The following is a 21,586-nucleotide window of genomic DNA, read 5'->3' as shown; positions in this document are numbered from 1 at the left end:
GCGCCGGATTGCATTCCCGCCGCCGTCGAACGCAACAAGAAGGGCGACCCGGATCACCGGGCCGCCCTGCGCACTCCAGCAGTGCGAGGGTGGGACCGCCCACCCTCGCGGCAACGCCTTACCAGTTCATGTTCAACGAGACACCGACGGTGCGCGGTTCGTTGTAGACCGCGGCCATGTAGTTCTCGATCACACCCTTGAGGTTCTTCTCGTTGGTGATGTTGCGCGCGAACAGCGCCACTTCATAGGCACCGTAGTTGCCCGAGTAGCCGATCTTCAGGCCGCCCTCGAAATCACCCTTGGAGTTGAACTCCTTGCTGTCGTACAGCACGAAGCTGGTGTAGCCCTGCTTGTTCCAGTCGGTGGACACGAACATGGTGCCCGCGTCGCTGACCGGGAAGTCGTAGCGGGCGGCCAGGTTGACGTTGTACTTCGGCGCGTTCGGCAGCGGGTTGCCGTCGATCTGCGCGAAGGTGTTGGCACCGACCTTGATGGTCGGGTCATTCACCGTGCACACCACCTTGCCGTTGAGGCCGCAGACCTGCGCGTAGACGCGCTTGTCCTTGATCTCGCTGTGCAGCAGGCTGACGCCGGCGCTCAGGGTCAGGTTCGGGATCGGGCGCAGCTCCATGTCCGCTTCGAAACCGTAGGCCTTGGCCTTGTCGGCATTGAACAGCACGCCGTTGCCGTCCGAATCGTTGCCGTTGAGCTGGATGTCATTGACGGTGTAGGTGAACGCGGTGGCGTTCAGGCGCAGGCGGTTGTCCCACAGGCTGCTCTTCACGCCGGCTTCCCAGGACAGGATGGTCTCGGAATCGGCGGTGGTGAAGTCGGCATTGAACACCGCCGAACGGCCCTGGATGGTCGGGCCGCGGAAGCCGCGTGCGACCTTCGCATAGACGCTCACGTCCGGCGTGATCTGGTACATCGCGCTCAGATCCCAGCTCGGGGTGGTGTCGGACATCTTGACGTCGGTGCGGCCCTTGTAGGTCACCACGCCGGCGGCGGTGTCAGCGGTCTTCAGCAGGCGGGTGTGCTTCTCGTCCTTGGTCTGGCGCAGGCCGGCCGTGACGGTGAACTTGTCGGTGAAGGCGTAGCTCAGCTGGCCGAAACCGGCCCACGAGGTGTTCTTGTTGCGCAGTCGCACCCAGTTGTTCGGGTTGCGGGCCGCACCCTGCAGGAACCACGCACGCTGGTAGAAGTCGGTGGTGTCGCTGCCGTTGAAGTAGAACGCACCGGCCTGCCACTGCAGGGCGCTGTCGTCATGGCTGGCCAGGCGGAATTCCTGGGTCCACTGGTCCAGGTCGCGGATGCGGCCCATCGACTGGCCGTAGCCGTTCGGCACACCGTTCACCGGGAAGTTCACCGCCGCGCCGCCGTCGGTGTCACCACGGCTGTAGCCGGAGGTGGTCTCATAGGCGGTGATCGAGGTGAAGTCGATCGCGCCGAAGTCGTAGCGTGCCTTCACCGAGCCGCCGTAGGTCTTGTAGGCCTGCGGGTTGTTGTCGGCTTCGTCGTAGGCGACCTGGTCGCGCGGCACGTCGGTCTTGTTCGAGCCCTTGGTCAGCGCACCACGCAGGAACAGGGTCGAGGTGCCTTCGTAATCACGGGCGTGGGCCGAGGCCAGGATCGAGAACTGGTCGCTCGGGGTCAGCAGCAACTGCGCGCGCACGTTGCGGTCATCGAAGCCGCCCATGGCGTTCTTCTTCGGGCTGACCGTGCCGTCAGCGCTCGGGCCCTTGTAGGTGTTGTCGACGTAGTCGTCGCGGTGCTGGTACAGCGCCGACACGCGGAACGAGGCGATGTCGTTGATCGGGCCGCCAAAGCCGCCGTCGATCGACACGCTGTTGTAGGTCGCATAGCTGGCGCTGACGCGGCCGGTGTAGTCCTGGGTCGGCTTCAGCGTGTCGAACTTGATGATGCCGGCGGTGGTGTTGCGGCCGAACAGCGAGCCCTGCGGGCCGCGCAGCACTTCCACCTGGTCCACGTCATAGACCGGGTTGGACTTCAGCACCACGTGCTCCAGCACCACGTCGTCCTGGATGATCGACACCGGCTGCGAGGCACCCAGGTAGAAGTCGATGTTGCCCAGGCCGCGGATATAGAAGCGCGGGAAGATGCGGCCGGTGGTGGTTTCCGCATACAGGCTCGGCACGCGGCCGGACAGCGCCAGCAGGGTGTCGTCGCCGCCGGCGGTGAAGTCGCGCATGCGCTCGCCCTGCACCACGCCCACCGAGACCGGCACTTCCTGCAGGTTCTGCTCGCGGTGCTCGGCGGTCACGGTGATCGTGTCCAGGCCCGTCGGGGTCGGCGCGCTGTCCTGCGCGGCGGCACCAAAGCTGCCGACCAGGGCCAGGCCGGCACAGGCCAGGGCCAGCGGATGGCGGCGGAAGGAAACGAAGGAAGACGACATACCCGACAGGCGGCGGGAATCGGAATGGGAGGGCATGGAATGCTCTGAGGAGGCGTCCGTGCGGCCTGCGCGAGCCGGGCGGCAAAAAGGAGGAGAACTGCGCAAGCCGCCATTATCCCCCAAATTGTTACGATTTCGTTGCGCGGCATCCGGCCCCGACAAACCGGACGGTTTCGGCACAGTGCACGCCTTCATGCCACGCCGTCCGGCACATCCCGGGTCGGCTTGGCAAGGCGCAGCCAGTTGGCTACACTGAAGCCCTGCCGTGGGGCCATAGCTCAGCTGGGAGAGCGCGTCGTTCGCAATGACGAGGTCAGGAGTTCGATCCTCCTTGGCTCCACCACTCATAAAGAAGACCCGCCGATCATCGCGATCTGCGGGTTTTTTCTTGCATCGATCACGAGTCAGGCAGGTTCCTGATCCCCGTCCTTGCGGCGTGGACCACGCGAATGCGTATCACGCACCTGCTGATCGCGCTGCCCCGGCCGCTGCTTTGCCACGTCCTCCTGCGCCCTGTCCTGACGGCTTTCCTGTACGCCCTGTTCCGGATCGCCAGGGTCTTTGTCGCGCTCGCTCATCGAAGTCTCCTGTGCCGGCGAAGGCCGATCAGGACTTCACGCTAGAGGCTGCGCAGTGATCCGCAGGTCAGGCCCGCGCGAACAGCGTGTGCAGTTCCGCTTGCCGCCGCAGCTCACGGCTCTGCAGAATCCGGACCAACATGCCCAGCCAGTCCGCGATGTCACCTCCCGCCCAGCACGCCGCGCGTACGCTGCCAATGCGCCTCGATCCAGCGGACGGCAGCATCCAGCTCGGCCACCTGACGACGTTGATCTGCCCCACCCTGTCACTGGAGGAGGCGCGCATCGCCTTCGCCACGCTGATGCATGGCGAGCGCGATGCCGGCACCGGCTATCACTGGCTCAGCCTGCACCGGGTCAGTCTGGGCGGTGCGCCCGTCGGCATCAGCCTGTGCTTCCACGGGCAACAGCTCGACATGGTGACGATCGGCGTCGATCTGCCGGGTGCGACACTGGAAGACGGCTGGCCGACCCAGGTCGCAATCGATGCCGAAGTCGCTTTCATGCGTCGCACCTTGGCCACGGCTCTGGGGCGCAAACTGGCAGGTGGCCGCGCCCGGTTCGAGTGGGGCGAGGCATGGGCCCGGTTCGACCCGAAAGGCTTCATGGCCAGCAGCGGTATCCGCTACACGCCGCGCTCGTGACGCCGCTCAGGTACGGGTGATCGACACTCCACCTTCAACACGCATCGCGGTACCGGTAACGAAACTGCTTTCATCGCTGGCCAGGAACAGCGCCGCGTTGGCGATCTCCTCCGGCTCGGCCATGCGCTTGAGTGCGTGCAGCGAGCGCACGAAGTCGCGGGCATCGCCGGTGGGTGCGGCCTGCCGGCCCATCTCGGTATCGGTACCGCCAGGCAGCAGCACGTTGCTGCGTACGCCACGCGCGCCGTACTCGGCGGCGATCACCTGGCTCAGGCCGATCAGTCCGGCCTTGCTCGACGCGTAGGCGGCCATACCCGGGAAGCCCACGGTATGGCCGACAAAGGTACCGACAAACACCAGCGAGCCACCCCCGCGTGCCAGCAATGCCGGCAACTGCGCGCGTGCGGCATGGAAGGCGGCGTCGAGATTGGTGGCCATCACCTCGCGCCACGCATCCGCCGGGAACTCTGCTGCCGGCACGCCGGGGCCGAGCATCCCGGCATTGTTGAGCGCGATGTCCAGGCCTCCGAATGACTGCTGGGCCAGATCGACCAACGCCTGCGCCGTGCCCGGATCAGCCACATCGGCGGCATGCATCACCACCTCGCCGCCGGCGCCACGGATCTGCTCGGCCAGTGCGTGCAGCGGTTGCGGCCGCCGCGCATTGAGCACCAGTTTTGCCCCTTCGGCAGCAAAGCGCAGGGCGCTGGCACGACCAATGCCAGCGCTGGCACCGGTGATGAGGGCGATCTTGTTGTTCAGGCGCATGAGGGTGGTACCGGTTGTGGAGTGGCCGCCACGATGCCGCGCCTCCGGCCCACCAACACTCCGTTTCCGGGCCTCGCGGCCAGGTGCAGGAAACGGAGTTTCCGCAGAACCGGCACGTGCCAGAATCCGCCCATGGACAGCACCGCCACCACCGCCCTCGACGCCCGCGTCGAACGGGTCTGCCGCCATCTGCAGGCCAGCCTCGACGAGCCCTCGCTGCAGGAGCTGGCCGACATCGCCGGCTGCAGCCCGACGCGCCTGCATCGCCTGTTCAAACAGGCCACCGGGCTGACCCCCAAGCAGTACGCTGCCGCGCTGCGCGCCGACCGCCTGCGCACCGGGCTCGAACAGCAGGAGCGCATCACCGATGCCTTCCACGATGCCGGCTTCGGCTCCAGCGGGCGCTTCTACGAGAACGCACCGAAGTTGCTGGGCATGACTCCCAAGCAATGGCGCGCAGGTGGTCGCGGCGAAGTCATCCACTTCGCGCTGGCCGAAAGCTCACTGGGCAGCGTGCTGGTGGCCAGCAGCGGGACCGGCGTGGTCGCGATCCTGCTCGGCGACGATCCGGAGGCGCTGCTGCAGTCACTGCAGCAACGCTTCCGCCAGGCCGAACTGGTCGGTGCCGACCACGGCTATGAGCAACTGGTGGCACAGGTGGTGGGCCTGGTCGAGGATCCCTCGCGAGGCGCCACACTGCCGCTGGATATCCGCGGCACCGCCTTCCAGCAGCGGGTATGGCAGGCACTGCAGCAGATTCCGCGCGGCCAGACCGCGTCGTATGCGGATATTGCCGCGCATATCGGTGCACCACGCTCGAGTCGTGCGGTGGCACGTGCCTGCGCGAGCAATCCATTGGCGGTAGCCGTGCCCTGCCACCGCGTGGTGCGCCGCGACGGTGACCTGTCCGGCTATGCCTGGGGCGTTGCGCGCAAGCGCGAACTGCTGCGCCGGGAAAAGGTCGCCAACGGCTGACGCCACCCGATAGCCGCCGACCTTGGTCGGCACACCCACCAAGCACTCAATCCAGCTTCACCACCAGCTTGCCGAAGTTGCGCCCCTGCAACAGCCCGAAGAACGCCTCCGGCGCCTTCTCCAGACCTTCCACCACATCCTCGCGGTACTGGATGCGACCCTCGCGCAGCCACTGCAGCATCTCGCGTTCGAAGTCCGGCCACAGGTGGTTGAAGTCGTGCACGATGAAACCACGCACGGTCAGGCGCTGGCGCAGGATCTGGCTGAACAGTGACGGCAGCCGATCCGGGCCAGGCTGCTCGACGCCCCGCTCGTTGTAGGTAGCGATGGTGCCGCAGACCGGAATGCGGGCGAAGTCGTTGAGCAGCGGCAGCACCGCATCCAGCACATGGCCGCCGACATTCTCGAAGTACACGTCGATGCCCGCAGGCACTGCCGCGCGCAGCTGGTCCGCAAAATCAGCCACGCGATGATCCAGCGCCACGTCCACGCCCAGCGTCTGCAGATAGGCACGCTTGGCCTCGCCACCGGCGATGGCGACCACGCGCGCGCCCTGCAGCTTGGCCAGCTGCGCCACGGTCGCGCCCACCGGCCCGGTCGCGGCGGCTACCACCAACGTCTCGCCCGGCTTCAGACGGGCGATTTCATGCAGGCTGGAATAGGCGGTGAAGCCGGGCATGCCATATACCCCCAGCGCCGTACTGAGCGGCAGCCCGGCTGGATCCAGACGACGCCCCAGCGCCTTGGCCGGCAGCACCGCGTGGGTCTGCCAGCCACCCGGCGCCAGCACCAGCTCGCCTGCGGTTACGCCCTCGGCCTTGGATTGCAGCACCTCGGCCACGGTCTGGCCTTCCATCACCGCCCCTACCGCCACCGGCGCGGCATACGACGGGCCCTCGTCCATGCGTCCTCGCATGTACGGGTCCAACGAGAGGTAGCGGTTGCGCAGCAGCACTTCGCCATCGGCCAGTGCCGGCAGCGCAACCTGTTCCAGGCGGAAATTGGCTGCACTTGGCGCCCCCTGCGGACGCGAGGCAAGCACGATGCGGGACGCGGTGGAGGAATCGAACATGGCCAGGTCTCTGCTGTTGCCAGCATCGGGAAAGGACTGCCGACACTACGCTGCGGCGATCCCCGATGGCGGCCACGAAAACAGCGTTCCACTGCCCGGACCCGCGCGGGTCCGGCGCACCCCTTGCCCTTGCAGCTTTGGCGAACGCGGCGACCTGCAGATTTCCACCGCAGACGACAATCGATGGGCCACGCCCCGCTCCACAACGGAGGATCAAGCACTTGCGAGCGCGCAGAGGGCAATGTGAAGAAATCTTGGCAAAACGCTTGCCGAAGGCAGCCGACCTCCGTAATATACGCGTCCTTGGCAGCGACCTCGCTGCAACGAAACATGTGGCCGAGTAGCTCAGTTGGTAGAGCAGGGGATTGAAAATCCCCGTGTCGGCGGTTCGATTCCGTCTTCGGCCACCACTTTCGAAGGCCTGCAGAAATGCGGGTCTTTTTTTTCCGGAAACCGCACTCACCGCGGTAGCCACACAATTTGGCCGAGTAGCTCAGTTGGTAGAGCAGGGGATTGAAAATCCCCGTGTCGGCGGTTCGATTCCGTCTTCGGCCACCATCTTCAGAGACCTGCAGAAATGCAGGTCTCTTTTTATTCGCGCTTCGCGCAAGCGGCGACCACCGTGGCTCGGTTGACGAAACATTTACACCGGCACGGGCCGCGGCACCTACGCTCCAGACTCCTGCCTGGAGCCTGCCGATGCATCTGCGCCCCGCCCTGCTCGCCTGCCTGCTGCTGGCCGCCTTCCCGGTGATCGCCACTGAACCGGTGCGCGCTGTCGAGCACCTGGACATTGATCGCTACGCGGGCCAATGGCACGAGATCGCGCATCTTCCAGTCTCGTTCCAGAAGCAGTGCGTGGGCGACATCACCGCCAACTATGGCCTGCGCCGCGACGGCCGCATCAGCGTCACCAATGCCTGCCGCAAGGGTGACGGCGAGCGCGTGGTCGCCGAAGGCGTGGCACGCCCGGTGGCCGGCCATCCCGGGCAACTGCAGGTGCGCTTCGTCCCCGACTGGCTGAGCTGGGCGCCCCTGGTCTGGGCCGACTACTGGGTGCTGGCGCTGGACCCGGACTATCAATGGGCCCTGGTCGGCGAACCCGGCCGCAAGTATCTGTGGATCCTCTCGCGCCTGCCGGAGATGGAGCGCGATCGGTTCGAACAGTTGAAAGCCAAGGCCGAGTCGATGGGGTACGACCTCGGGCCACTGCGCCTGATGGCCCCGCTGCGCGATCCCGCGGCCGACTGAACCGCTTCGCATCCGGCGCATCGTGCGCGCGCCATCCGGCGTTGTGCATGCCCGACCGCCATCTTCACGCGCTACCCTCTGCGGACGGGTCGCCCCGGGCGATCCATAAAACCATACGCCGTAGTATGCTTACCCCAACGCACCCCCTCCAGAGGACTTGCGCCCATGCTCCACCGCTTCCGTACCGCCTTGATCGTCCTGTGCACCCTCGCCCTTGTTGCCTGCAGCAACGGCATCGTCAAGCGTGTTTCGGAACCGGCGGCCAGCCTGCAGCAGCTGACCGTGCGTGCCGACGGCAACTGGACCGTGGCCCTGCGCCTGCAGAACTTCAGCTCGATGCCGATGACCTTCGATGATGTCTCGCTGGCGCTGACCGTCGGCGACAGCGATGCCGGCACCCTGCAGGTCAAGCCCGGCATCTCCATCGGCGGCACCTCCGCCGACGTCATCAATGTCGACCTCGTGCCCAGCTCGACCGCGCGCCTGGTGGTGGCCGACGCGCTGGCCAGCAACCGTACCCTGGCCTACGCCCTGAAGGGAACGGTGGCGGCCACGCCGCAGGAAAAGAAGCAGCGCAGCTTCGACATCAGCAGCCGCAGCACCCTCAACCAGGCCCCCGGCCTGCCCGGCGTGCTGCGCTGAACCCGCCTTTCGTCGCGGCGCCCGGCGCCGCTCCCCTCTGCCCTGATCAAATCGAGACGTACCGATGAGCAGCTACACCGCCCCGCTTTCCGACCTCCGTTTCGCCCTGCACGACGTGCTCAAGGTCGAACCCCTGTTCGCCCGCCTGGGCTTCAGCGACGCCACCGCCGACGTGGTCGATGCCGTGCTGGAGGAAGCCGGCCGCTTCAGCGCCACCGTGCTGGCCCCGCTCAACAGCGTCGGCGACGAGATCGGCTGCGTACTCGACCAGGCCACCGGTGAAGTGACCACCCCGCCCGGCTTCAAGCAGGCCTACGACCAGTTCGTCGATGGCGGCTGGACCGGCCTGACCGCCTCGCCGGAGCTGGGCGGCCAGGGCCTGCCGCACACCCTGGGGGTGCCGCTCAACGAAATGATCAACGCCGCCAACCTGGCGTGGGGCAACTTCCCGCTGCTCTCGCACGGCGCCATTGAAGCGCTGAAGCAGCACGGCGAGGCGTGGCAGCACGACGCCTTCCTCAAGCCGCTGATCGAAGGCCGCTGGACCGGCACGATGTGCCTGACCGAGCCGCACTGCGGCACCGACCTGGGCCTGCTCAAGACCAAGGCCGAGCCGAACGCCGACGGCAGCTACTCGATCACCGGCACCAAGATCTTCATCACCGCCGGGGAGCACGACCTGACCGGGAACATCGTGCACCTGGTGCTGGCCAAGCTGCCCGACGCCCCTCCGGGCGCCAAGGGCATCTCGCTGTTCGTCACCCCGAAGTTCAAGGTCGACCGCGATGGCAACGTCGGCGAGCGCAATGCACTGCGCTGTGGCTCGATCGAACACAAGATGGGCATCAAGGGGTCGGTCACCTGCGTGATGAACTTCGATGGTGCGCAGGGTTACCTGGTCGGCCAGCCGCACAAGGGCCTGCAGGCCATGTTCACCATGATGAACACCGCGCGCCTGGGCGTCGGCCTGCAGGGCATCGGCCTGTCCGAGCGCGCCTACCAGAACGCACTGAAGTACAGCCGTGAGCGCCTGCAGTCGCGCGCCCTGAGCGGCGCCAGGTTCCCGGACAAGCCGGCCGACCCGATCCTGGTCCACCCGGACGTGCGTCGCATGCTGCTGACCGTGAAGTCGCTGGTCGAAGGCAGCCGCCTGCTGGCGCTGCACGCCGCCACCCTGATCGACATCGCCCACCACGCCCAGGATGCCGCCGAGCGCGAGCGCGCCGACACCCTGGTGAGCTTCCTGACCCCGATCTCCAAGGCCTGCCAGACCGAATGGGGCATCGAGAACACCTACAACGCCCTGCAGTGCTTCGGTGGCCACGGCTACATCCGCGAGCACGGCATGGAGCAGCTGGCCCGCGATGCACGCATCACCACGCTGTATGAAGGCACCACCGGCATCCAGGCGCTGGACCTGATCGGCCGCAAGACCGCATCAAGCCAGGGCGCCGGCCTGAAGCTGATGCTGGCCGAGATCGAAGCCTTCGCCAAGGAACACGAGGGCAACGAAGCGCTGGCCGAGTTCATCGGCCCGCTGCGCGCCAAGGCCGCCGAATGGGGCAAGCTGACGATGGACGTGCTGCAGCGCGCGGCCGCCAATCCCGACGAACTGGGCGCGGCCAGCTACGACTACCTGTTCTATTCGGGTTACGTCGTGCTGGCCTACTGGTGGGCCCGCAGCGTGGCCGCCGCCGATGCCAGCGCGCACGGCGCCGCCTTCGCCCAGGGCAAGCGCGAGACCGCACGGTTCTACTTCGCCCGCGTGCTGCCGCGCACCCTCAGCCACGCCGCCGCGATCCAGGCCGGCGCCGCGCCGCTGATGGCCATGGACGACGAGCGCTTCGGCGCCTGAGCCGGGCTTCGCCCGGCACCCGCGGTAGTGCCGGCCGCTGGCCGGCAACCGCAACAGCCGGCTTCCTGCGGGATGGCGAGGTGGGTCCAATTGCGGGGGACGGCGCACGCCACCGGACCCACCCCGCCTTCGACAGATTTCCGCTGCTGTAGATCCACGCCACGCGTGGATGAGAACCCCTGAAATCCTTCTGGAGAAGAGCCCCCTTTTGTTAAAGGGGGCGCGCCGACAGGCGCGGGGATTAGGAAGAATGCGCGGGCAACCCAGCGCGCCGACGGCGGGCTGGGTTGCTAAAGGGGGGCGCACCGACAGGTGCGGGGGATAGGAGGAATGCGCGGACCTGAATCATTGCGATTTGGGTTTCGCCCTCCGGGCGATACCCAAATCGCAATGATTCAGGTATAAGCTGTTCTCCCGATGGAGACAGACACTACACGCTTGGGTCTGATCGAAGCCGGAGCTCCGTTTTCTGCTCCGGGCGCCGAAGCATCGCCCAACGCCACGACGCTGCATCGCCCCGGTTCGGTCCGGCTGCTCTCGCTTGATGCCCACGGACGCGTACTGGACTGGATCACCTGGCAGGATGCGGCCTGCCTCTACGCCCGCGAGGCGGTGGCCTGGACGCTCGGCGACCCCTGCCTGCACATCCACGGCGGCACCAACCGCTTCAGCGGCCTGCAGAGCGGCATGGACCTGCACCCGATCATCGCCGCCCGCGGCCACGCCCGCTCCCGTGCGATCGACCCGACGCCGAACCTGACCAACCAGGCCCTTTTCGCCCGCGACGCCCATCTGTGCATGTACTGCGGCCAGCAGTTCAGCCGCCCCACGCTCACCCGCGACCACGTCATGCCGCTGTCCAAGGGCGGCCTGGACTGCTGGGAAAACGTGGTCACCGCCTGCTTCCACTGCAATTCGCGCAAGAGCGACCGCACCCCGCAGCAGGCCGGCATGCCCCTGCTGGCAGTGCCCTACCGGCCCAGCTGGATCGAGCACCTGATCCTGTCCAACCGCAACATCCTGGCCGACCAGATGGCCTTCCTGAAGGCGCAATTGCCCAAGCGCTCGAAACTGAGCACCTGAACGCCTGAAAATGCAACCCTCACCGTCCTGTCACGGACGGCGGCGTTTGCTTGCCCCACCCCCGTTTGAGGGCGAAAATGGGCGTTCAGAAAAAGTGCGAACATGATGATCGACTCTGCCCGCTATCCCCGCCTCGCGCGCATCCAGACGCCGGATGACCTGCGCACGTTCGACGAATCCGAATTGAGGGCGGTTGCCGACGAACTGCGCGCCTACCTCATTGAATCGGTGGGCAAGAGTGGCGGCCACTTCGCCGCCGGCCTGGGCGTGATCGAGCTCACCGTGGCCCTGCACTACCTGTACCAGACACCGCACGACCAGCTGGTCTGGGACGTCGGCCATCAGACTTACCCGCACAAGATCCTGACCGGCCGCCGCGACGAGATCCACACCGTCAAGCAGAAGGACGGCATCGCGCCGTTCCCGAAGCGCGAGGAAAGCGAGTACGACACTTTTGGTGTCGGCCACTCCTCGACCTCGATCTCGGCCGCACTGGGCATGGCCATCGCCCGCCAGTCCGAAGGCGACGACCGCAAGATCGTGGCGGTGATCGGTGACGGCGCGATGACCGCCGGCATGGCGTTCGAAGCGCTGATGCACGCTGGCGGCATGGAGCCGGAGCCGAACCTGCTGGTGATCCTCAACGACAACAACATGTCGATCTCCGAGGCCGTGGGCGGCCTGACCAAGATGCTGGGCCGCGCCACCGGCAGCCGCACGCTCAACGCGCTGCGCGAAGGCGGCAAGAAGATTCTCGGTGACAAGAAGAACAATCCGGCACGCTTCGTGAAACGCTGGGAAGAACACTGGAAGGGCATGTTCGTGCCTTCCACGATGTTCGAGGAAATGGGCTTCCACTACACCGGCCCGATCGACGGCCACGACATGCCCGCCCTGCTGTCCACGCTGAAGACGCTGCGCGCCTCCAAGGGCCCGAAGCTGCTGCATGTGATGACCACCAAGGGCAAGGGTTACGAGCCGGCCGAGGGCGACCAGATCGGTTACCACGCCGTGGGCCCGTTCGATCCGGACAAGGGCCTGGTGGCCAAGGCCGGGGCCAAGAAGCCGACCTACACCGATGTATTCAGCGACTGGCTGTGCGATGCCGCCGCCGCCGAGCCGCGCCTGTACGGCATCACCCCGGCGATGCGCGAAGGCTCCGGCCTGGTGCGTTTCAGCAAGGAATACCCGCAGCGCTATTTCGACGTGGCGATTGCCGAACAGCATGCGGTCACCCTCGCCGCCGGCATGGCCACACAGGGTGGCAAGCCGGTGGTGGCGATCTACTCGACCTTCCTGCAGCGCGCGTACGACCAGCTGGTACATGACGTGGCCATCCAGGACCTGGACGTGCTGTTCGCGATTGACCGCGCCGGCGTGGTCGGCCCGGACGGTGCGACCCATGCCGGCAACCTCGACCTGAGCTTCCTGCGCTGCGTGCCGAACCTGGTGGTGATGGCACCGTCCAACGAAGCCGAGTGCCGGCAGATGCTCAGCACCGGCCTGCAGCACCCGGGCCCGGCCGCCGTGCGCTACCCGCGCGGTACCGGCACCGGCGTTGCAGCCGGCACCGACCTGTCGACCCTGCCGATCGGCAAGGGCGAACTGCGCCTGCAGGGCAGCCGCATTGCCCTGCTCGCCTTCGGCAGCACCGTGGCCGCCGCCGAGCAGGTCGGCCGCGAACTGGGCCTGAGCGTGGTCAACATGCGTTTCATCAAGCCGCTGGACCGCGAGCTGGTGCTGGCTGTCGCCGCCCAGCACGAGGGCCTGGTGACGATCGAAGACAACGTGGTGGCCGGTGGCGCCGGCTCCGGTGTTGGTGAGCTGCTCAATGCCGAAGGCGTGCTGCGTCCGATCCTGCACCTGGGGCTGCCCGACAGCTACCAGCACCATGCCAGCCGCGAAGACCTGCTGGCCGAAGCCGGCATCGACGCCGCCGGCATCCGCGCTGCTGTGCTCAAGCGCTGGCCGCAGCTCGCCGCAGGTACCCCGCCGCTCAGCGCGGCAGGCTGAGGCCGATCACCACCCGGTAGATCCACACAGGGCGCAATGGGTGCGGACAGCGTCCGCACCCTCCAGGCTCGAAACGCGTAGATCCACGCCATGCGTGGATGATGGAATTCCGGGTGCCTGCCTTGGCAGGCACCCGCGCTCAGCCGTAACTGACCGCTTCGACGAATGCGCCGCTGGCTTCCACGCGCACGGCCGCACGCTGACCGGTGTCGACAAAGTGCAGGCGGGCCAGGGTCTCGGCGAAGTCGTAGGCGCGGGCGCCATCGCGGAACTCGATCGGCTCCGGCCGGTCCGGATGCAGCACGCGCCACTGGCGCTGTTCGCATTGCAGGCGGATCAACATGCAGCTCACTCCTTGAGACAGCGTATCGACGGCGGAGGGATGCCCATGCCGGTTATGGCACACGGCACCGCTGGAATTCAGGGCATGCAACATGCCCTGATCGCAGACAATACGGCGTTCAAAATGTGAGCTGTATCAGATTATTCTGATTTTCATGGGCTGAACCCGTAAAGCTCAGTTCACCTGGAACTGCGCCCGGCAGCCATCACTCACCCAGATGCCGCGGCGATCCCAGCCCCAGCTCTGGCCTTCGATGCAGGCGCTGCGTGAGTCCTGGCGGATCAGGCGCACACCCCGGCGGATGCGCGCATCGCAGTACTCCTGCCGATGTCCATTGGAATGGCAGGTGACCACATCGCCGCCGCCCCATCCGTTGCCATTGCCATTGCCCCAGCCGCCACCATTGCCACCCCAGCCGCCACCGCGGCGGTATTCACCGACGAATTCGGCACGGCACCCCTGTGTGACCCAGACGCCGTTGCGCGACTGGCCCCAGGTCTCACCTTCCACACAGGGCGAACCGGACAACTGGCGGATCAACCGCGCGCGGCCGTCCAGGCGGCACTCATTGCTGCGGTTCTTGACCGACTCGCAGCGCACGATGCCGCTGCCATCGCGGCCACCATAGCGGTCGTCGTCATAGCCGTAGCCATAGCTCTGCGCCTGGGCGCCGCCGGCCGCCGCCAGCATCGGCAACAGGGTGCAGGCCAGGGTGCGCCAAGTGAGTGCGTTGCCCATCGAGATCTCCAGATGAATACGATGGCGCAAGCATCCGGGATTCACGGCCCGGCGCACAGAGGGGAGCGCAACGGCAGTTTTTCCCCATTCAAACAACGCAACCGGACCTGACTGCGTCACGGTTGCTGGCGTCACTCTCCGACGTGAAGCGCGTCTACCGTGTTGCCAAGCGCCGCGACCCGCACCGTGCTGCGCTGGCCGGTGCGGCGGTGATGCTCCAGGGCCAGCGCGGCGGCGGCGTCAAAGGCGTCGGCGCCACGTGCGTAGCGGGTGGCCTCGCGTGCCTGCGGGTGCAGTACGGACCAGCGCTGGGCAGTGCATTGGACGGTGATGACCATGGGGAGGCTCCTACGGATAGAGGGTGCGGTGGCAGGCAGACGTGCCGCTCGCCGTTACACCATCAGGCTAGCGACCGCCTCCGGAATGGCCTATCAGATTTGTACGAAAAGTCCGCGCCAGTGCGTCAGAACCCCGCCCTCATCACATCCCTGAGTCCGTTTAGCTCGTTCATTCCGTGATCCTTGTCACGGAGTCAGCTGGGCTTCACACTACCATCATCAACAGGGGCCCCTTCCACATGCGCACCTTCTTCTCGCACCAGCGTTCGACGTTGCTGAAGTTCTATTTCGTGGCCAGCTATCTGATTCTGATCGAAGAGTTGGTCCGCGCCGCCGTGCATTGAGCGCTTGCTGACGGGCTATTTGCGACAGAATATGTTGCTTTACGCACGGAGCTCGCGCATGAAGGTGCTTCTTCTGATTCCAGCGCTGCTGGTTCTGGCCGCATGCGCGAGCCCGGACAATGCAGCCCCGCGTGCCGACGGCAAGCCTTCGACCACCATGCCCAAGGTAGGCGGCGATCGCGACGCGCACGGCTGCATCGGCTCGGCCGGCTACCAGTGGTGCGAACACAGCCAGCGCTGCGAGCGGCCCTGGGAGCTGGCACAGGCACACGGCCTGGCCAACAGCGCCGAGGCCATCGACGCGTACTGCGCCACGCCCGCCAGCCCGGCGCGCAAGTGAGCACGACCCGTCATGGCTGAGCTGAGTCCCCTGCCCGACCTCGCCCGTGGCCGGTATCGCCACTTCAAGGGCGGCGAATACGAAGTGATCGACATCGTCCGCAGCAGCGAGACGCTGGAACCATTGGTGCTGTACCGCGCACTCTACGGCGAAGGTGGCCTGTGGGTACGCCCCTACCCGATGTTCGTCGAGCAGGTCCCAGGCAAACACGGCCCGCAGGCGCGTTTCGCACGCATCGACGATTGATCCGGCTCCCACCGGGCGGTGGCCGATGGTCGCGCCGGTGACGCGATCCGGCTGCGCTACAATCATACCGTCCAGTCGGTTTCTTCCCATCATGTCCTCGCCCCCTCCCCGCTCGCGGCGCAAAGCGCCCGACAGCGTGCGCCAGTCATTGCTGCACGCCACCATTGCCGTGATTGGCCAGCACGGGCTGGCGGCACTGACCGTGCAGGATGTCGCGCGCGTGGCCGGGGTCAGCAAGGGCGCGTTGTTCCACCATTTCAGCAGCAAGCAGGCACTGGTCGATGAAGCCATCGGCGCACTCATCGGCGAATTCGAGGCGCGTGTGCGCGCGCTCCTGCAGGACGGCACGCCCGGCCACGGCTGCTTCAGCCGCGCCTATGTGCGGGCCAACTTCGAGCACCTGCTGCAGCAGGAACAGGACAACGACATCGGCCTGACCCTGGGCAACCTGATGGAGCCGGCCCTGCTGGCGCACTGGCGCGACTGGAAGCGCGCGATGCTGGCCGAGTTCCCCGGCGAAGCCGGCGATCCGCGCCTGTACGCGGCACGCTGCGCGGCCGATGGCTATTGGGCCGCCGCCTATGGTCGGCCGCTGGACGAAGCAGAGCGCCTCAATGCGCTGGCGATGGCCGAGCAGGCCCTCAAGCTGTGCGACCCGCAGTGACCCGGAGCCCGCGATGAACCCCTATATCTACCTGGCCGCCGCCATCGTGCTGGAAGTGATTGCCACGTCGCTGCTGAAGGCCTCGGACGGCATGAGCCGGCTGTGGCCGACACTGGGCGCGCTGGTCGGCTACGGGCTGTGCTTCTACCTGCTGTCGGTCACCATGAAGTCGGTGCCGACCGGCATCGCCTATGCGATCTGGTCCGGCGTCGGCATCTTGCTGATCTCGCTGATCGGCCTGGTGGTGTTCAAGCAGCGGCTGGATGCAGCTGCGCTGGCCGGCATCGCGCTGATCTGCGCCGGCGTGCTGGTGATCAACCTGTTCTCGCGCAGCAGCGCGCACTGAACACGCTGCTGCGCGACAGGTGCTAGCTGACCTTCTTCGCCACGCTCATGCCGATCAGGAACAGCACCACGGCAATGATGATGCCGGCCCAGAACAGGAACTTGGCGATGCCCACAGCGGCACCGGCGATGCCGCCGAAGCCCAGCACGCCGGCGATGATGCCGATGATGGCGAAAATGATGGCCCACTTGATCATGTCAGTCCTTACCCCGCAGGGAACGCAAACGGTGTGATCAGGCTAGGCCGCAGCCGATGCGGCAGTCGTGAAAAGGCCGCGTGTGCGGCGTGAATCAGCGCGGCCGGAAGCGCAGCAGCGCCACCGCGAAGGCCAGGAACACGCTTCCCACCAGCCGCTCGAACCAGCGCCGTGCGAATGGCTTTGCAAGCCAACGACGCAGGCCGTGGCCACCGGCGGCGTACATCACGTACCAGAACAGTTCGCAGGCCGCGAAGGTCGCCACCAGCACGCTGTACTGCACGGCCTGGCTACGCGACGGATCAACGAACTGCGGCAGGAACGCCGCGGCGAACAACAACAGTTTGGGGTTGCTCAAGCCAACCCACAGGCCGCCACGGAATACCGTCGCTGCGCCATGTACCGGCGCCAGTGTGACCTCGGCAGCATCGGCCACCGCGGGTGCCGGACGGCAACTGTCACGCCACGCCTTGATGCCAAGCCAGGCCAGGTAGGCCACACCGAGATAGCGCAGCACTTCGAACAGCATCGGCGAGGAGTGCAGCAACGCGCTCAGGCCCGCAGCGGATGCGGCCAGCACCAGCAGCATCGCCAGCAGGCAGCCGGCCATGGCCGGCACGCTGCCACGGAACCCCAGCCCGACGCTGCGCCCGAGGATGTGCAGCATGTTCGGCCCGGGCGTCCCGCACAGCACGAAGACCGTGGCCAGGAACCACCACCAGGTATGCAGGGCCATTGCCGGTTTCCACTTCAGAAGACGGCACCAGCATAGGGCACCCATGCAGGACGCGGCACATACAGCGGGCGGTGGATGCGACGGTTACAGATGCCGGCGCCCGTGCACGGCAGCGCCACTGCCATCTGTGCTGCAATGGCCGTCTCTGGCTTGGAGCAGTGCATGAAGACCCTTGGCCTGATCGGCGGCATGAGCTGGGAAAGCTCGGCGCAGTACTACCGGCTCATCAACGAGGCGGTGCGGCATCGCCTCGGTGGCGCGCATTCGGCGCAACTGCTGCTGTGGTCGGTGGATTTCGCCGGCATCAAGCAGCTGCAGCACGACGGCCAATGGGATCTGCTGGGCAACCACATGCTTGATGCTGCACGGCGGCTGCAGGCCGGTGGCGCCGAGCTGCTGGTGATCTGCACCAACACCATGCACACGCTGGCCGGCCGGATCGAAGCCGGATGCCCGCTGCCCCTGCTGCATATCGCCGACCCGACCGCCGCGGCGATCCTGCAGGCCGGCATCCGCAAGGTGGGACTGCTCGGCACCGCCTTCACCATGGAGCAGGCGTTCTACCGCGACCGGCTGCAGGACCGCTTCGGGCTGGAGGTACTGGTTCCGGAGGCCGATGATCGCCGCAGCGTGCACGACATCATCTACCAGGAGCTGATCTGCGGCCTGGTCAGCGAGCATTCGCGGCAGGCATACGCCGGCGTGATCGCGCGCCTGGTTGCACGCGGCGCCGAAGCGATCATCCTCGGCTGTACCGAAATCATGTTGCTGGTCCGCGCCGAGGACAGCCCGGTGCCGCTGTTCGACACCACCACCCTGCACGCCCTGGCGGCGGTGGATGCGGCACTGGCCTGACCCTGCGCGCTGTCAGTCTTCGCCCTGCACTTCCAGTGCGGTGATCAACCAGTCGACCACGGCCTGCGAATCACACAGGAAGAAGATGGCATCGCCCGAACGCGCCTCGGTCAGCAGCCGATAGACGGTAATCGCCACTGCCGACTGGTTGGCGATGAACACCTCCGGGCTGCGCGGTCCCTCGCTGTGGCCGGCCACGGCATGCAGCGCCTTGCGCGCAGCCACGGTGGCGGGCGGGTCCGCGCTGCGGGCCAGTTCCGGCCCGCGCAGGCCCCACGCAATGAACACATGCTTGCCCTTGAACGTGGTGTCCAGGACACGCACCTGCCCGGCCTCTGCGCCAGCCGAGCGATGAATGACGGTACTGCTGATCAACGCAACCCCCTGTGGTCGTCGTGGTCCGCGCATCCTCCTCCACACGCCGGCTGCACGCCAGTGACGGCAGCCACAGGCTGGGCCGGCAAGCGTGGGAGAGATGTAAGAAGGTGTAAGCCGATGCGATCGGATGTGCCGCGATGATAAGGGATGTAAGGCTCTGCATGGGCCGGTGCACACTACTAAATCCCCACTGAGCCAACGCCGGAACGATCCGTTCCGATGGCCCCGGGCTGGTCCATTCTTGCGGCCCGTTCCCCTGCCGAGGCCCCCCATGACCCATCGCCTGCTGCTGCCGATTGCCCTCCCCACCCTGGCCCTGCTGCTGGCCGCCACCACGGTGGCCGCCCAGGATTACGACAGCGATCCCATTGCGCCGCTGCGCTGCGAATCGCAGTTCAACAAGACCCAGCAGTGCCCGATCGAAGGCCGCATGCGCCTGGCCAGGCAGCTGTCGGTCACCCGCTGCGTAGAGGACCAGAACTGGGGCCAGAGCCGCCGCATGCTCTGGGTCACCGACGGCTGTCGCGCCGAGTTCGTGGCCGACGGACAGGGACGCGGCCGCTGGCCGGGGCGCGGCCGGGACCGTGACCGTGACCGCGATGACGATGGCGAGCGCCTGGTCTGCGAGTCCTACGAGCAGAAGGACAAGGAATGCCGCATCCGTGTGCGCCACGAGGTACGCCTGGTCAAGCAGAAGTCGGTGACACCGTGCGTCGAGGATCGCAACTGGGGCTGGGACCGCCGCGGCGTGTGGGTCAGCGACGGCTGCCGTGCCGAGTTCCGTGTGTATTGACTGCCGACCACACGCTGGCTGTGGCGGATGCGCAGACACGGCCGACGCGATCGATAGACTGGGCGCACCCAGCCCAGGAGCCTTCGATGGTGCCGCCCGATCCCTCCTCGACGATGTTGCACATCCGCGAGGCAATGCCTGCCGACGTTTCCGCGTTGATCGCGCTCGACAGCGTTGCGGTCCACGATCCGCAACGCGCACGGCAGATCAGCGACTGGCAGGCCCGTGGTGGCATGCACGTGGCCGAATGGGCCGGCCAGCTGGCCGGTTACCTGGTCATCCACCATCACTTCTTCGGCGAAGCCTTCGTCGAGATGCTGATGGTGGCGCGCGAACAACGCAGCCAGGGCGTCGGCGCCGCCCTGCTGCGCCATGCCATCGCGCTGCACGGCCACGGCAGGCTGTTCACTTCGACCAATGCTTCCAATACCGGCATGCAACGCCTGCTCGCCGCTTCGGGTTTCATCGACAGCGGCATCGTGCACGGATTGGACGAAGGCGATCCGGAGCTGCTCTACCGCTTTGCCGGCAGCTGATCGAGATACGTGGCCACCTTGGCGTCCAGCAGGTCCATCAACAGCGGATCCATGCAGCGATAGTCGTCGGGGATATCCAGGCAATGCAGGCGCTTGTATTCCAGCAGGCGCGCATAGGCGGCCTGCAGGCGATGCTGGTGCTTGGCCTCCATCACGAAAATGACATCGGCCCAGCGGATATCCGCCGGGCCGATGAGGCGTCGTGCATGCGGGCTGGTGCCGGCCGACAGCGCAGCGAAGCCGGGTCGCCGTCGCCACATGGCTTCGGCGGTCGGGCTGCGCAGCTGGTTGCGGCTGCAGACGAACAGCAGGTTGATCATTCCTGTTCCTGCAGTTGGCGGGCGCTGAGGACCGGATAGGTGAAGCCCAGCTGGCGTGCGCGCGCGAGCTTGGCATCGCGCGTATACAGCAGCTTCCAGTTCTTCTCGGGCTTGTAGCTGTAGGCGGTCGTGGCGCGGTCGCCACCACGGTTGCGAGCCTGGCTGCGACGCCAGGCACGGTTTCTTGCAGAATCCATGATGTGTTCTCGTGAGTACCGGGTTCAGCAGCCGCGGTAGTACGAGTGGCGCGCAGCATACACCGCACGCACAAAAAAGCCCACGCATCGCTGCGCGGGCTTCTTGATTCATCACAGTGGTCGGGACGGCCGGATTCGAACCGACGACCCTCTGCCCCCCAGGCAGATGCGCTACCAGGCTGCGCTACGCCCCGACTGATGCTGCGATGTGCCCGCCACTGCGGCGGGCCGTGAAGTATAGCGGATTACGATGGAAATGGGATCAGCGGCGCAGCAACTGCAGCACTTCTTCCAGCTCCATGCGCACCTGCTTGATGATCTGATTGCTCAGCGCCGATTCCTCGCGGGCATCGGGGCCGTCCAGACGCAGGCGTGCACCACCGATCGTGTAGCCCTGTTCGTACAGCAGGCTGCGGATCTGCCGCACCATCAGCACGTCGTGGCGCTGGTAGTAGCGGCGGTTGCCTCGGCGCTTGGCCGGCTCAAGGCTGGGAAACTCGGTTTCCCAGTAGCGCAGGACATGCGGCTTGACGTCGCACAGCTCACTGACTTCACCAATGGTGAAGTAGCGCTTGGCCGGGATCGGCGGTAGTTCGCGGTTACTGCCCGGATCCAGCATAAGCTTCCACCCTCTCCTTGAGCTTCTGGCCCGGACGGAAGGTGACCACCGTACGGGCGGAAATCGGAATTTCCTCGCCGGTCTTGGGGTTGCGACCCGGGCGCTGGTTCTTGCGCCGCAGATCGAAATTACCGAAGCCCGACAGCTTCACCTGACGTCCCTGTTCCAATGCTTCACGCAGCACATCGAAAAACGCGTCGACGAATTCCTTGGCTTCCCGCTTGTTCAGACCGACTTCGTCGAACAGCTTTTCCGCCATCTCCGCCTTGGTCAATGCCATTGCCTGCTACCCCCGAGTGCTGC

28 protein-coding genes and 4 tRNA genes are annotated in these 21,586 nt (G+C 66.3%); 17 read left to right on the top strand and 15 right to left on the bottom strand.

Annotated features, from left to right (window positions below):
• Nucleotides 1-118: 118 nt before the first annotated feature.
• Nucleotides 119-2,449: a TonB-dependent receptor gene (locus AC5P7I_RS12715; RefSeq protein WP_046431763.1), complete on the bottom strand. Its 2,331-nt coding sequence runs from the start codon at nt 2,447-2,449 to the stop codon at nt 119-121.
• A 231-nt stretch (nt 2,450-2,680) separates the two neighbouring features.
• Here AC5P7I_RS12715 and AC5P7I_RS12710 point away from each other — a divergent pair.
• Nucleotides 2,681-2,756, top strand: a tRNA-Ala gene (locus AC5P7I_RS12710).
• A gap of 61 nt (nt 2,757-2,817) precedes the next feature.
• Here AC5P7I_RS12710 and AC5P7I_RS12705 read toward each other — a convergent pair.
• Complete coding sequence (locus AC5P7I_RS12705; RefSeq protein ID WP_180834959.1) at nt 2,818-2,991, bottom strand: hypothetical protein; 174 nt, start codon at nt 2,989-2,991, stop codon at nt 2,818-2,820.
• Between the two features lie 158 nt (nt 2,992-3,149).
• On the opposite strand from AC5P7I_RS12705, the gene AC5P7I_RS12700 reads away from it, so the two are divergent.
• Entirely contained in the window at nt 3,150-3,635 is a 486-nt protein-coding gene (locus AC5P7I_RS12700; RefSeq protein WP_262088156.1) for a hypothetical protein, read from the top strand.
• 6 nt (nt 3,636-3,641) lie between these two features.
• On the opposite strand, the gene AC5P7I_RS12695 is transcribed toward AC5P7I_RS12700, so the two are convergent.
• Nucleotides 3,642-4,403 (bottom strand): SDR family oxidoreductase, encoded by a 762-nt coding sequence (locus AC5P7I_RS12695; RefSeq protein ID WP_014647822.1) that lies wholly within the window; start codon nt 4,401-4,403, stop codon nt 3,642-3,644.
• A 132-nt stretch (nt 4,404-4,535) separates the two neighbouring features.
• On the opposite strand from AC5P7I_RS12695, the gene AC5P7I_RS12690 reads away from it, so the two are divergent.
• Nucleotides 4,536-5,378 carry a bifunctional transcriptional activator/DNA repair enzyme AdaA gene (locus AC5P7I_RS12690; RefSeq protein ID WP_049408320.1) on the top strand — a complete coding sequence of 281 codons (843 nt, stop codon included), beginning with the start codon at nt 4,536-4,538 and terminating at the stop codon, nt 5,376-5,378.
• A 46-nt stretch (nt 5,379-5,424) separates the two neighbouring features.
• Here AC5P7I_RS12690 and curA read toward each other — a convergent pair whose 3' ends face one another.
• On the bottom strand, nt 5,425-6,450 hold the full coding sequence (gene curA / locus AC5P7I_RS12685; protein ID WP_262088005.1) for an NADPH-dependent curcumin/dihydrocurcumin reductase: 1,026 nt from the start codon (nt 6,448-6,450) through the stop codon (nt 5,425-5,427).
• A gap of 334 nt (nt 6,451-6,784) precedes the next feature.
• Here curA and AC5P7I_RS12680 point away from each other — a divergent pair.
• The 7 genes from AC5P7I_RS12680 to dxs all read left to right on the top strand — a co-directional run bounded on the left by AC5P7I_RS12680 (nt 6,785) and on the right by dxs (nt 13,294).
• Nucleotides 6,785-6,860: transfer RNA gene (locus AC5P7I_RS12680), tRNA-Phe, on the top strand.
• Between the two features lie 72 nt (nt 6,861-6,932).
• Nucleotides 6,933-7,008 (top strand) — tRNA-Phe (locus AC5P7I_RS12675).
• 141 nt (nt 7,009-7,149) lie between these two features.
• A complete protein-coding gene (locus AC5P7I_RS12670; protein ID WP_049405026.1) occupies nt 7,150-7,701 on the top strand; it encodes a lipocalin family protein in 552 nt (183 codons plus the stop codon).
• Between the two features lie 165 nt (nt 7,702-7,866).
• The gene (locus tag AC5P7I_RS12665; protein ID WP_014647826.1) at nt 7,867-8,343 is read left to right on the top strand and encodes an LEA/WHy family protein; all 477 of its coding nucleotides are present in this window, start codon (nt 7,867-7,869) and stop codon (nt 8,341-8,343) included.
• Between the two features lie 64 nt (nt 8,344-8,407).
• Nucleotides 8,408-10,198, top strand: coding sequence for an acyl-CoA dehydrogenase C-terminal domain-containing protein (locus AC5P7I_RS12660; protein ID WP_262088006.1), 1,791 nt, complete (start codon nt 8,408-8,410; stop codon nt 10,196-10,198).
• Nucleotides 10,199-10,615: 417 nt separating this feature from the next.
• Nucleotides 10,616-11,281 carry an HNH endonuclease gene (locus tag AC5P7I_RS12655; RefSeq protein WP_032956174.1) on the top strand — a complete coding sequence of 222 codons (666 nt, stop codon included), beginning with the start codon at nt 10,616-10,618 and terminating at the stop codon, nt 11,279-11,281.
• Between the two features lie 105 nt (nt 11,282-11,386).
• The gene (dxs, locus tag AC5P7I_RS12650; protein WP_032956193.1) at nt 11,387-13,294 is read left to right on the top strand and encodes a 1-deoxy-D-xylulose-5-phosphate synthase; all 1,908 of its coding nucleotides are present in this window, start codon (nt 11,387-11,389) and stop codon (nt 13,292-13,294) included.
• Nucleotides 13,295-13,433: 139 nt separating this feature from the next.
• Here the strand turns inward: dxs and AC5P7I_RS12645 are convergent, their stop codons facing one another.
• The 3 genes from AC5P7I_RS12645 to AC5P7I_RS12635 all read right to left on the bottom strand — a co-directional run bounded on the left by AC5P7I_RS12645 (nt 13,434) and on the right by AC5P7I_RS12635 (nt 14,713).
• Nucleotides 13,434-13,637: a hypothetical protein gene (locus AC5P7I_RS12645; protein WP_005417823.1), complete on the bottom strand. Its 204-nt coding sequence runs from the start codon at nt 13,635-13,637 to the stop codon at nt 13,434-13,436.
• Nucleotides 13,638-13,811: 174 nt separating this feature from the next.
• Nucleotides 13,812-14,375 (bottom strand): DUF3011 domain-containing protein, encoded by a 564-nt coding sequence (locus tag AC5P7I_RS12640; protein WP_014647830.1) that lies wholly within the window; start codon nt 14,373-14,375, stop codon nt 13,812-13,814.
• A 131-nt stretch (nt 14,376-14,506) separates the two neighbouring features.
• Nucleotides 14,507-14,713: a hypothetical protein gene (locus AC5P7I_RS12635; protein ID WP_032956178.1), complete on the bottom strand. Its 207-nt coding sequence runs from the start codon at nt 14,711-14,713 to the stop codon at nt 14,507-14,509.
• Nucleotides 14,714-15,115: 402 nt separating this feature from the next.
• Here AC5P7I_RS12635 and AC5P7I_RS12630 point away from each other — a divergent pair, with 402 nt between their 5' ends.
• From AC5P7I_RS12630 to AC5P7I_RS12615, 4 genes are all read left to right on the top strand, one after another.
• Nucleotides 15,116-15,397, top strand: coding sequence for a hypothetical protein (locus tag AC5P7I_RS12630; RefSeq protein WP_014647838.1), 282 nt, complete (start codon nt 15,116-15,118; stop codon nt 15,395-15,397).
• A 12-nt stretch (nt 15,398-15,409) separates the two neighbouring features.
• The gene (locus AC5P7I_RS12625; RefSeq protein ID WP_014647839.1) at nt 15,410-15,643 is read left to right on the top strand and encodes a DUF1653 domain-containing protein; all 234 of its coding nucleotides are present in this window, start codon (nt 15,410-15,412) and stop codon (nt 15,641-15,643) included.
• A gap of 91 nt (nt 15,644-15,734) precedes the next feature.
• Nucleotides 15,735-16,307, top strand: coding sequence for a TetR/AcrR family transcriptional regulator (locus AC5P7I_RS12620; protein ID WP_262088007.1), 573 nt, complete (start codon nt 15,735-15,737; stop codon nt 16,305-16,307).
• Nucleotides 16,308-16,320: 13 nt separating this feature from the next.
• Nucleotides 16,321-16,653: an SMR family transporter gene (locus tag AC5P7I_RS12615; protein WP_262088008.1), complete on the top strand. Its 333-nt coding sequence runs from the start codon at nt 16,321-16,323 to the stop codon at nt 16,651-16,653.
• Between the two features lie 22 nt (nt 16,654-16,675).
• Here AC5P7I_RS12615 and AC5P7I_RS12610 read toward each other — a convergent pair whose 3' ends face one another.
• Together AC5P7I_RS12610 and AC5P7I_RS12605 are read right to left on the bottom strand one after the other, a co-directional pair.
• Nucleotides 16,676-16,849: a DUF1328 domain-containing protein gene (locus AC5P7I_RS12610; RefSeq protein ID WP_005417836.1), complete on the bottom strand. Its 174-nt coding sequence runs from the start codon at nt 16,847-16,849 to the stop codon at nt 16,676-16,678.
• Nucleotides 16,850-16,943: 94 nt separating this feature from the next.
• Nucleotides 16,944-17,585 carry a LysE family translocator gene (locus AC5P7I_RS12605; protein ID WP_014647842.1) on the bottom strand — a complete coding sequence of 214 codons (642 nt, stop codon included), beginning with the start codon at nt 17,583-17,585 and terminating at the stop codon, nt 16,944-16,946.
• A 162-nt stretch (nt 17,586-17,747) separates the two neighbouring features.
• Here AC5P7I_RS12605 and AC5P7I_RS12600 point away from each other — a divergent pair, with 162 nt between their 5' ends.
• Nucleotides 17,748-18,440: an aspartate/glutamate racemase family protein gene (locus tag AC5P7I_RS12600; RefSeq protein WP_262088009.1), complete on the top strand. Its 693-nt coding sequence runs from the start codon at nt 17,748-17,750 to the stop codon at nt 18,438-18,440.
• A gap of 12 nt (nt 18,441-18,452) precedes the next feature.
• On the opposite strand, the gene AC5P7I_RS12595 is transcribed toward AC5P7I_RS12600, so the two are convergent.
• The gene (locus tag AC5P7I_RS12595) at nt 18,453-18,848 is read right to left on the bottom strand and encodes a hypothetical protein (RefSeq protein WP_032956187.1); all 396 of its coding nucleotides are present in this window, start codon (nt 18,846-18,848) and stop codon (nt 18,453-18,455) included.
• A 241-nt stretch (nt 18,849-19,089) separates the two neighbouring features.
• Between AC5P7I_RS12595 and AC5P7I_RS12590 the strand changes: the two genes are divergently transcribed.
• Complete coding sequence (locus AC5P7I_RS12590; RefSeq protein ID WP_014647845.1) at nt 19,090-19,611, top strand: DUF3011 domain-containing protein; 522 nt, start codon at nt 19,090-19,092, stop codon at nt 19,609-19,611.
• An 86-nt stretch (nt 19,612-19,697) separates the two neighbouring features.
• Nucleotides 19,698-20,147, top strand: a complete 450-nt coding sequence (locus tag AC5P7I_RS12585) for a GNAT family N-acetyltransferase (RefSeq protein WP_032957620.1) — start codon at nt 19,698-19,700, stop codon at nt 20,145-20,147.
• On the opposite strand, the gene AC5P7I_RS12580 is transcribed toward AC5P7I_RS12585, so the two are convergent.
• From AC5P7I_RS12580 to AC5P7I_RS12560, 5 genes are all read right to left on the bottom strand, one after another.
• Nucleotides 20,126-20,467, bottom strand: coding sequence for a low molecular weight protein tyrosine phosphatase family protein (locus AC5P7I_RS12580; protein WP_049405016.1), 342 nt, complete (start codon nt 20,465-20,467; stop codon nt 20,126-20,128). The genes AC5P7I_RS12585 and AC5P7I_RS12580 overlap by 22 nt on opposite strands.
• Nucleotides 20,464-20,664, bottom strand: a complete 201-nt coding sequence (locus tag AC5P7I_RS12575) for a hypothetical protein (RefSeq protein WP_014647847.1) — start codon at nt 20,662-20,664, stop codon at nt 20,464-20,466. Before AC5P7I_RS12575 ends, AC5P7I_RS12580 begins: the two co-directional genes overlap by 4 nt.
• Nucleotides 20,665-20,781: 117 nt before the next feature.
• Nucleotides 20,782-20,858: transfer RNA gene (locus AC5P7I_RS12570), tRNA-Pro, on the bottom strand.
• Nucleotides 20,859-20,926: 68 nt separating this feature from the next.
• Complete coding sequence (locus AC5P7I_RS12565; protein ID WP_005410431.1) at nt 20,927-21,283, bottom strand: MerR family transcriptional regulator; 357 nt, start codon at nt 21,281-21,283, stop codon at nt 20,927-20,929.
• Nucleotides 21,264-21,563 (bottom strand): integration host factor subunit alpha, encoded by a 300-nt coding sequence (locus AC5P7I_RS12560; protein ID WP_005410432.1) that lies wholly within the window; start codon nt 21,561-21,563, stop codon nt 21,264-21,266. The genes AC5P7I_RS12565 and AC5P7I_RS12560 overlap by 20 nt, the downstream gene beginning before the upstream one ends.
• Between the last annotated feature and the right edge of the window lie 23 nt (nt 21,564-21,586).

The organism is Stenotrophomonas sp. YJH_SMC_138 (assembly GCF_059369855.1).
Note: the sequence above shows the minus strand (reverse complement) of the source record. Positions and strands in the feature narration are given on the sequence as shown.

Excerpts from the sequence above, each read along its gene's own strand:
- AC5P7I_RS12620 (WP_262088007.1), top strand. The coding sequence starts at position 15,735 with ATGTCCTCGCCCCCTCCCCGCTCGCGGCGCAAAGCGCCCGACAGCGTG.
- AC5P7I_RS12670 (WP_049405026.1), top strand. The coding sequence starts at position 7,150 with ATGCATCTGCGCCCCGCCCTGCTCGCCTGCCTGCTGCTGGCCGCCTTC.
- AC5P7I_RS12600 (WP_262088009.1), top strand. The coding sequence starts at position 17,748 with ATGAAGACCCTTGGCCTGATCGGCGGCATGAGCTGGGAAAGCTCGGCG.
- AC5P7I_RS12690 (WP_049408320.1), top strand. The coding sequence starts at position 4,536 with ATGGACAGCACCGCCACCACCGCCCTCGACGCCCGCGTCGAACGGGTC.
- AC5P7I_RS12715 (WP_046431763.1), bottom strand. The coding sequence starts at position 2,449 with ATGCCCTCCCATTCCGATTCCCGCCGCCTGTCGGGTATGTCGTCTTCC.
- dxs (WP_032956193.1), top strand. The coding sequence starts at position 11,387 with ATGATCGACTCTGCCCGCTATCCCCGCCTCGCGCGCATCCAGACGCCG.
- AC5P7I_RS12705 (WP_180834959.1), bottom strand. The coding sequence starts at position 2,991 with ATGAGCGAGCGCGACAAAGACCCTGGCGATCCGGAACAGGGCGTACAG.
- AC5P7I_RS12590 (WP_014647845.1), top strand. The coding sequence starts at position 19,090 with ATGACCCATCGCCTGCTGCTGCCGATTGCCCTCCCCACCCTGGCCCTG.
- AC5P7I_RS12635 (WP_032956178.1), bottom strand. The coding sequence starts at position 14,713 with ATGGTCATCACCGTCCAATGCACTGCCCAGCGCTGGTCCGTACTGCAC.
- AC5P7I_RS12605 (WP_014647842.1), bottom strand. The coding sequence starts at position 17,585 with ATGGCCCTGCATACCTGGTGGTGGTTCCTGGCCACGGTCTTCGTGCTG.
- AC5P7I_RS12580 (WP_049405016.1), bottom strand. The coding sequence starts at position 20,467 with ATGATCAACCTGCTGTTCGTCTGCAGCCGCAACCAGCTGCGCAGCCCG.
- AC5P7I_RS12630 (WP_014647838.1), top strand. The coding sequence starts at position 15,116 with ATGAAGGTGCTTCTTCTGATTCCAGCGCTGCTGGTTCTGGCCGCATGC.
- AC5P7I_RS12560 (WP_005410432.1), bottom strand. The coding sequence starts at position 21,563 with ATGGCATTGACCAAGGCGGAGATGGCGGAAAAGCTGTTCGACGAAGTC.
- AC5P7I_RS12575 (WP_014647847.1), bottom strand. The coding sequence starts at position 20,664 with ATGGATTCTGCAAGAAACCGTGCCTGGCGTCGCAGCCAGGCTCGCAAC.
- AC5P7I_RS12585 (WP_032957620.1), top strand. The coding sequence starts at position 19,698 with ATGGTGCCGCCCGATCCCTCCTCGACGATGTTGCACATCCGCGAGGCA.
- AC5P7I_RS12615 (WP_262088008.1), top strand. The coding sequence starts at position 16,321 with ATGAACCCCTATATCTACCTGGCCGCCGCCATCGTGCTGGAAGTGATT.
- AC5P7I_RS12610 (WP_005417836.1), bottom strand. The coding sequence starts at position 16,849 with ATGATCAAGTGGGCCATCATTTTCGCCATCATCGGCATCATCGCCGGC.
- AC5P7I_RS12565 (WP_005410431.1), bottom strand. The coding sequence starts at position 21,283 with ATGCTGGATCCGGGCAGTAACCGCGAACTACCGCCGATCCCGGCCAAG.
- AC5P7I_RS12640 (WP_014647830.1), bottom strand. The coding sequence starts at position 14,375 with ATGGGCAACGCACTCACTTGGCGCACCCTGGCCTGCACCCTGTTGCCG.
- curA (WP_262088005.1), bottom strand. The coding sequence starts at position 6,450 with ATGTTCGATTCCTCCACCGCGTCCCGCATCGTGCTTGCCTCGCGTCCG.
- AC5P7I_RS12700 (WP_262088156.1), top strand. The coding sequence starts at position 3,150 with ATGTCACCTCCCGCCCAGCACGCCGCGCGTACGCTGCCAATGCGCCTC.
- AC5P7I_RS12660 (WP_262088006.1), top strand. The coding sequence starts at position 8,408 with ATGAGCAGCTACACCGCCCCGCTTTCCGACCTCCGTTTCGCCCTGCAC.
- AC5P7I_RS12595 (WP_032956187.1), bottom strand. The coding sequence starts at position 18,848 with ATGCGCGGACCACGACGACCACAGGGGGTTGCGTTGATCAGCAGTACC.
- AC5P7I_RS12695 (WP_014647822.1), bottom strand. The coding sequence starts at position 4,403 with ATGCGCCTGAACAACAAGATCGCCCTCATCACCGGTGCCAGCGCTGGC.
- AC5P7I_RS12665 (WP_014647826.1), top strand. The coding sequence starts at position 7,867 with ATGCTCCACCGCTTCCGTACCGCCTTGATCGTCCTGTGCACCCTCGCC.
- AC5P7I_RS12655 (WP_032956174.1), top strand. The coding sequence starts at position 10,616 with ATGGAGACAGACACTACACGCTTGGGTCTGATCGAAGCCGGAGCTCCG.
- AC5P7I_RS12625 (WP_014647839.1), top strand. The coding sequence starts at position 15,410 with ATGGCTGAGCTGAGTCCCCTGCCCGACCTCGCCCGTGGCCGGTATCGC.
- AC5P7I_RS12645 (WP_005417823.1), bottom strand. The coding sequence starts at position 13,637 with ATGTTGATCCGCCTGCAATGCGAACAGCGCCAGTGGCGCGTGCTGCAT.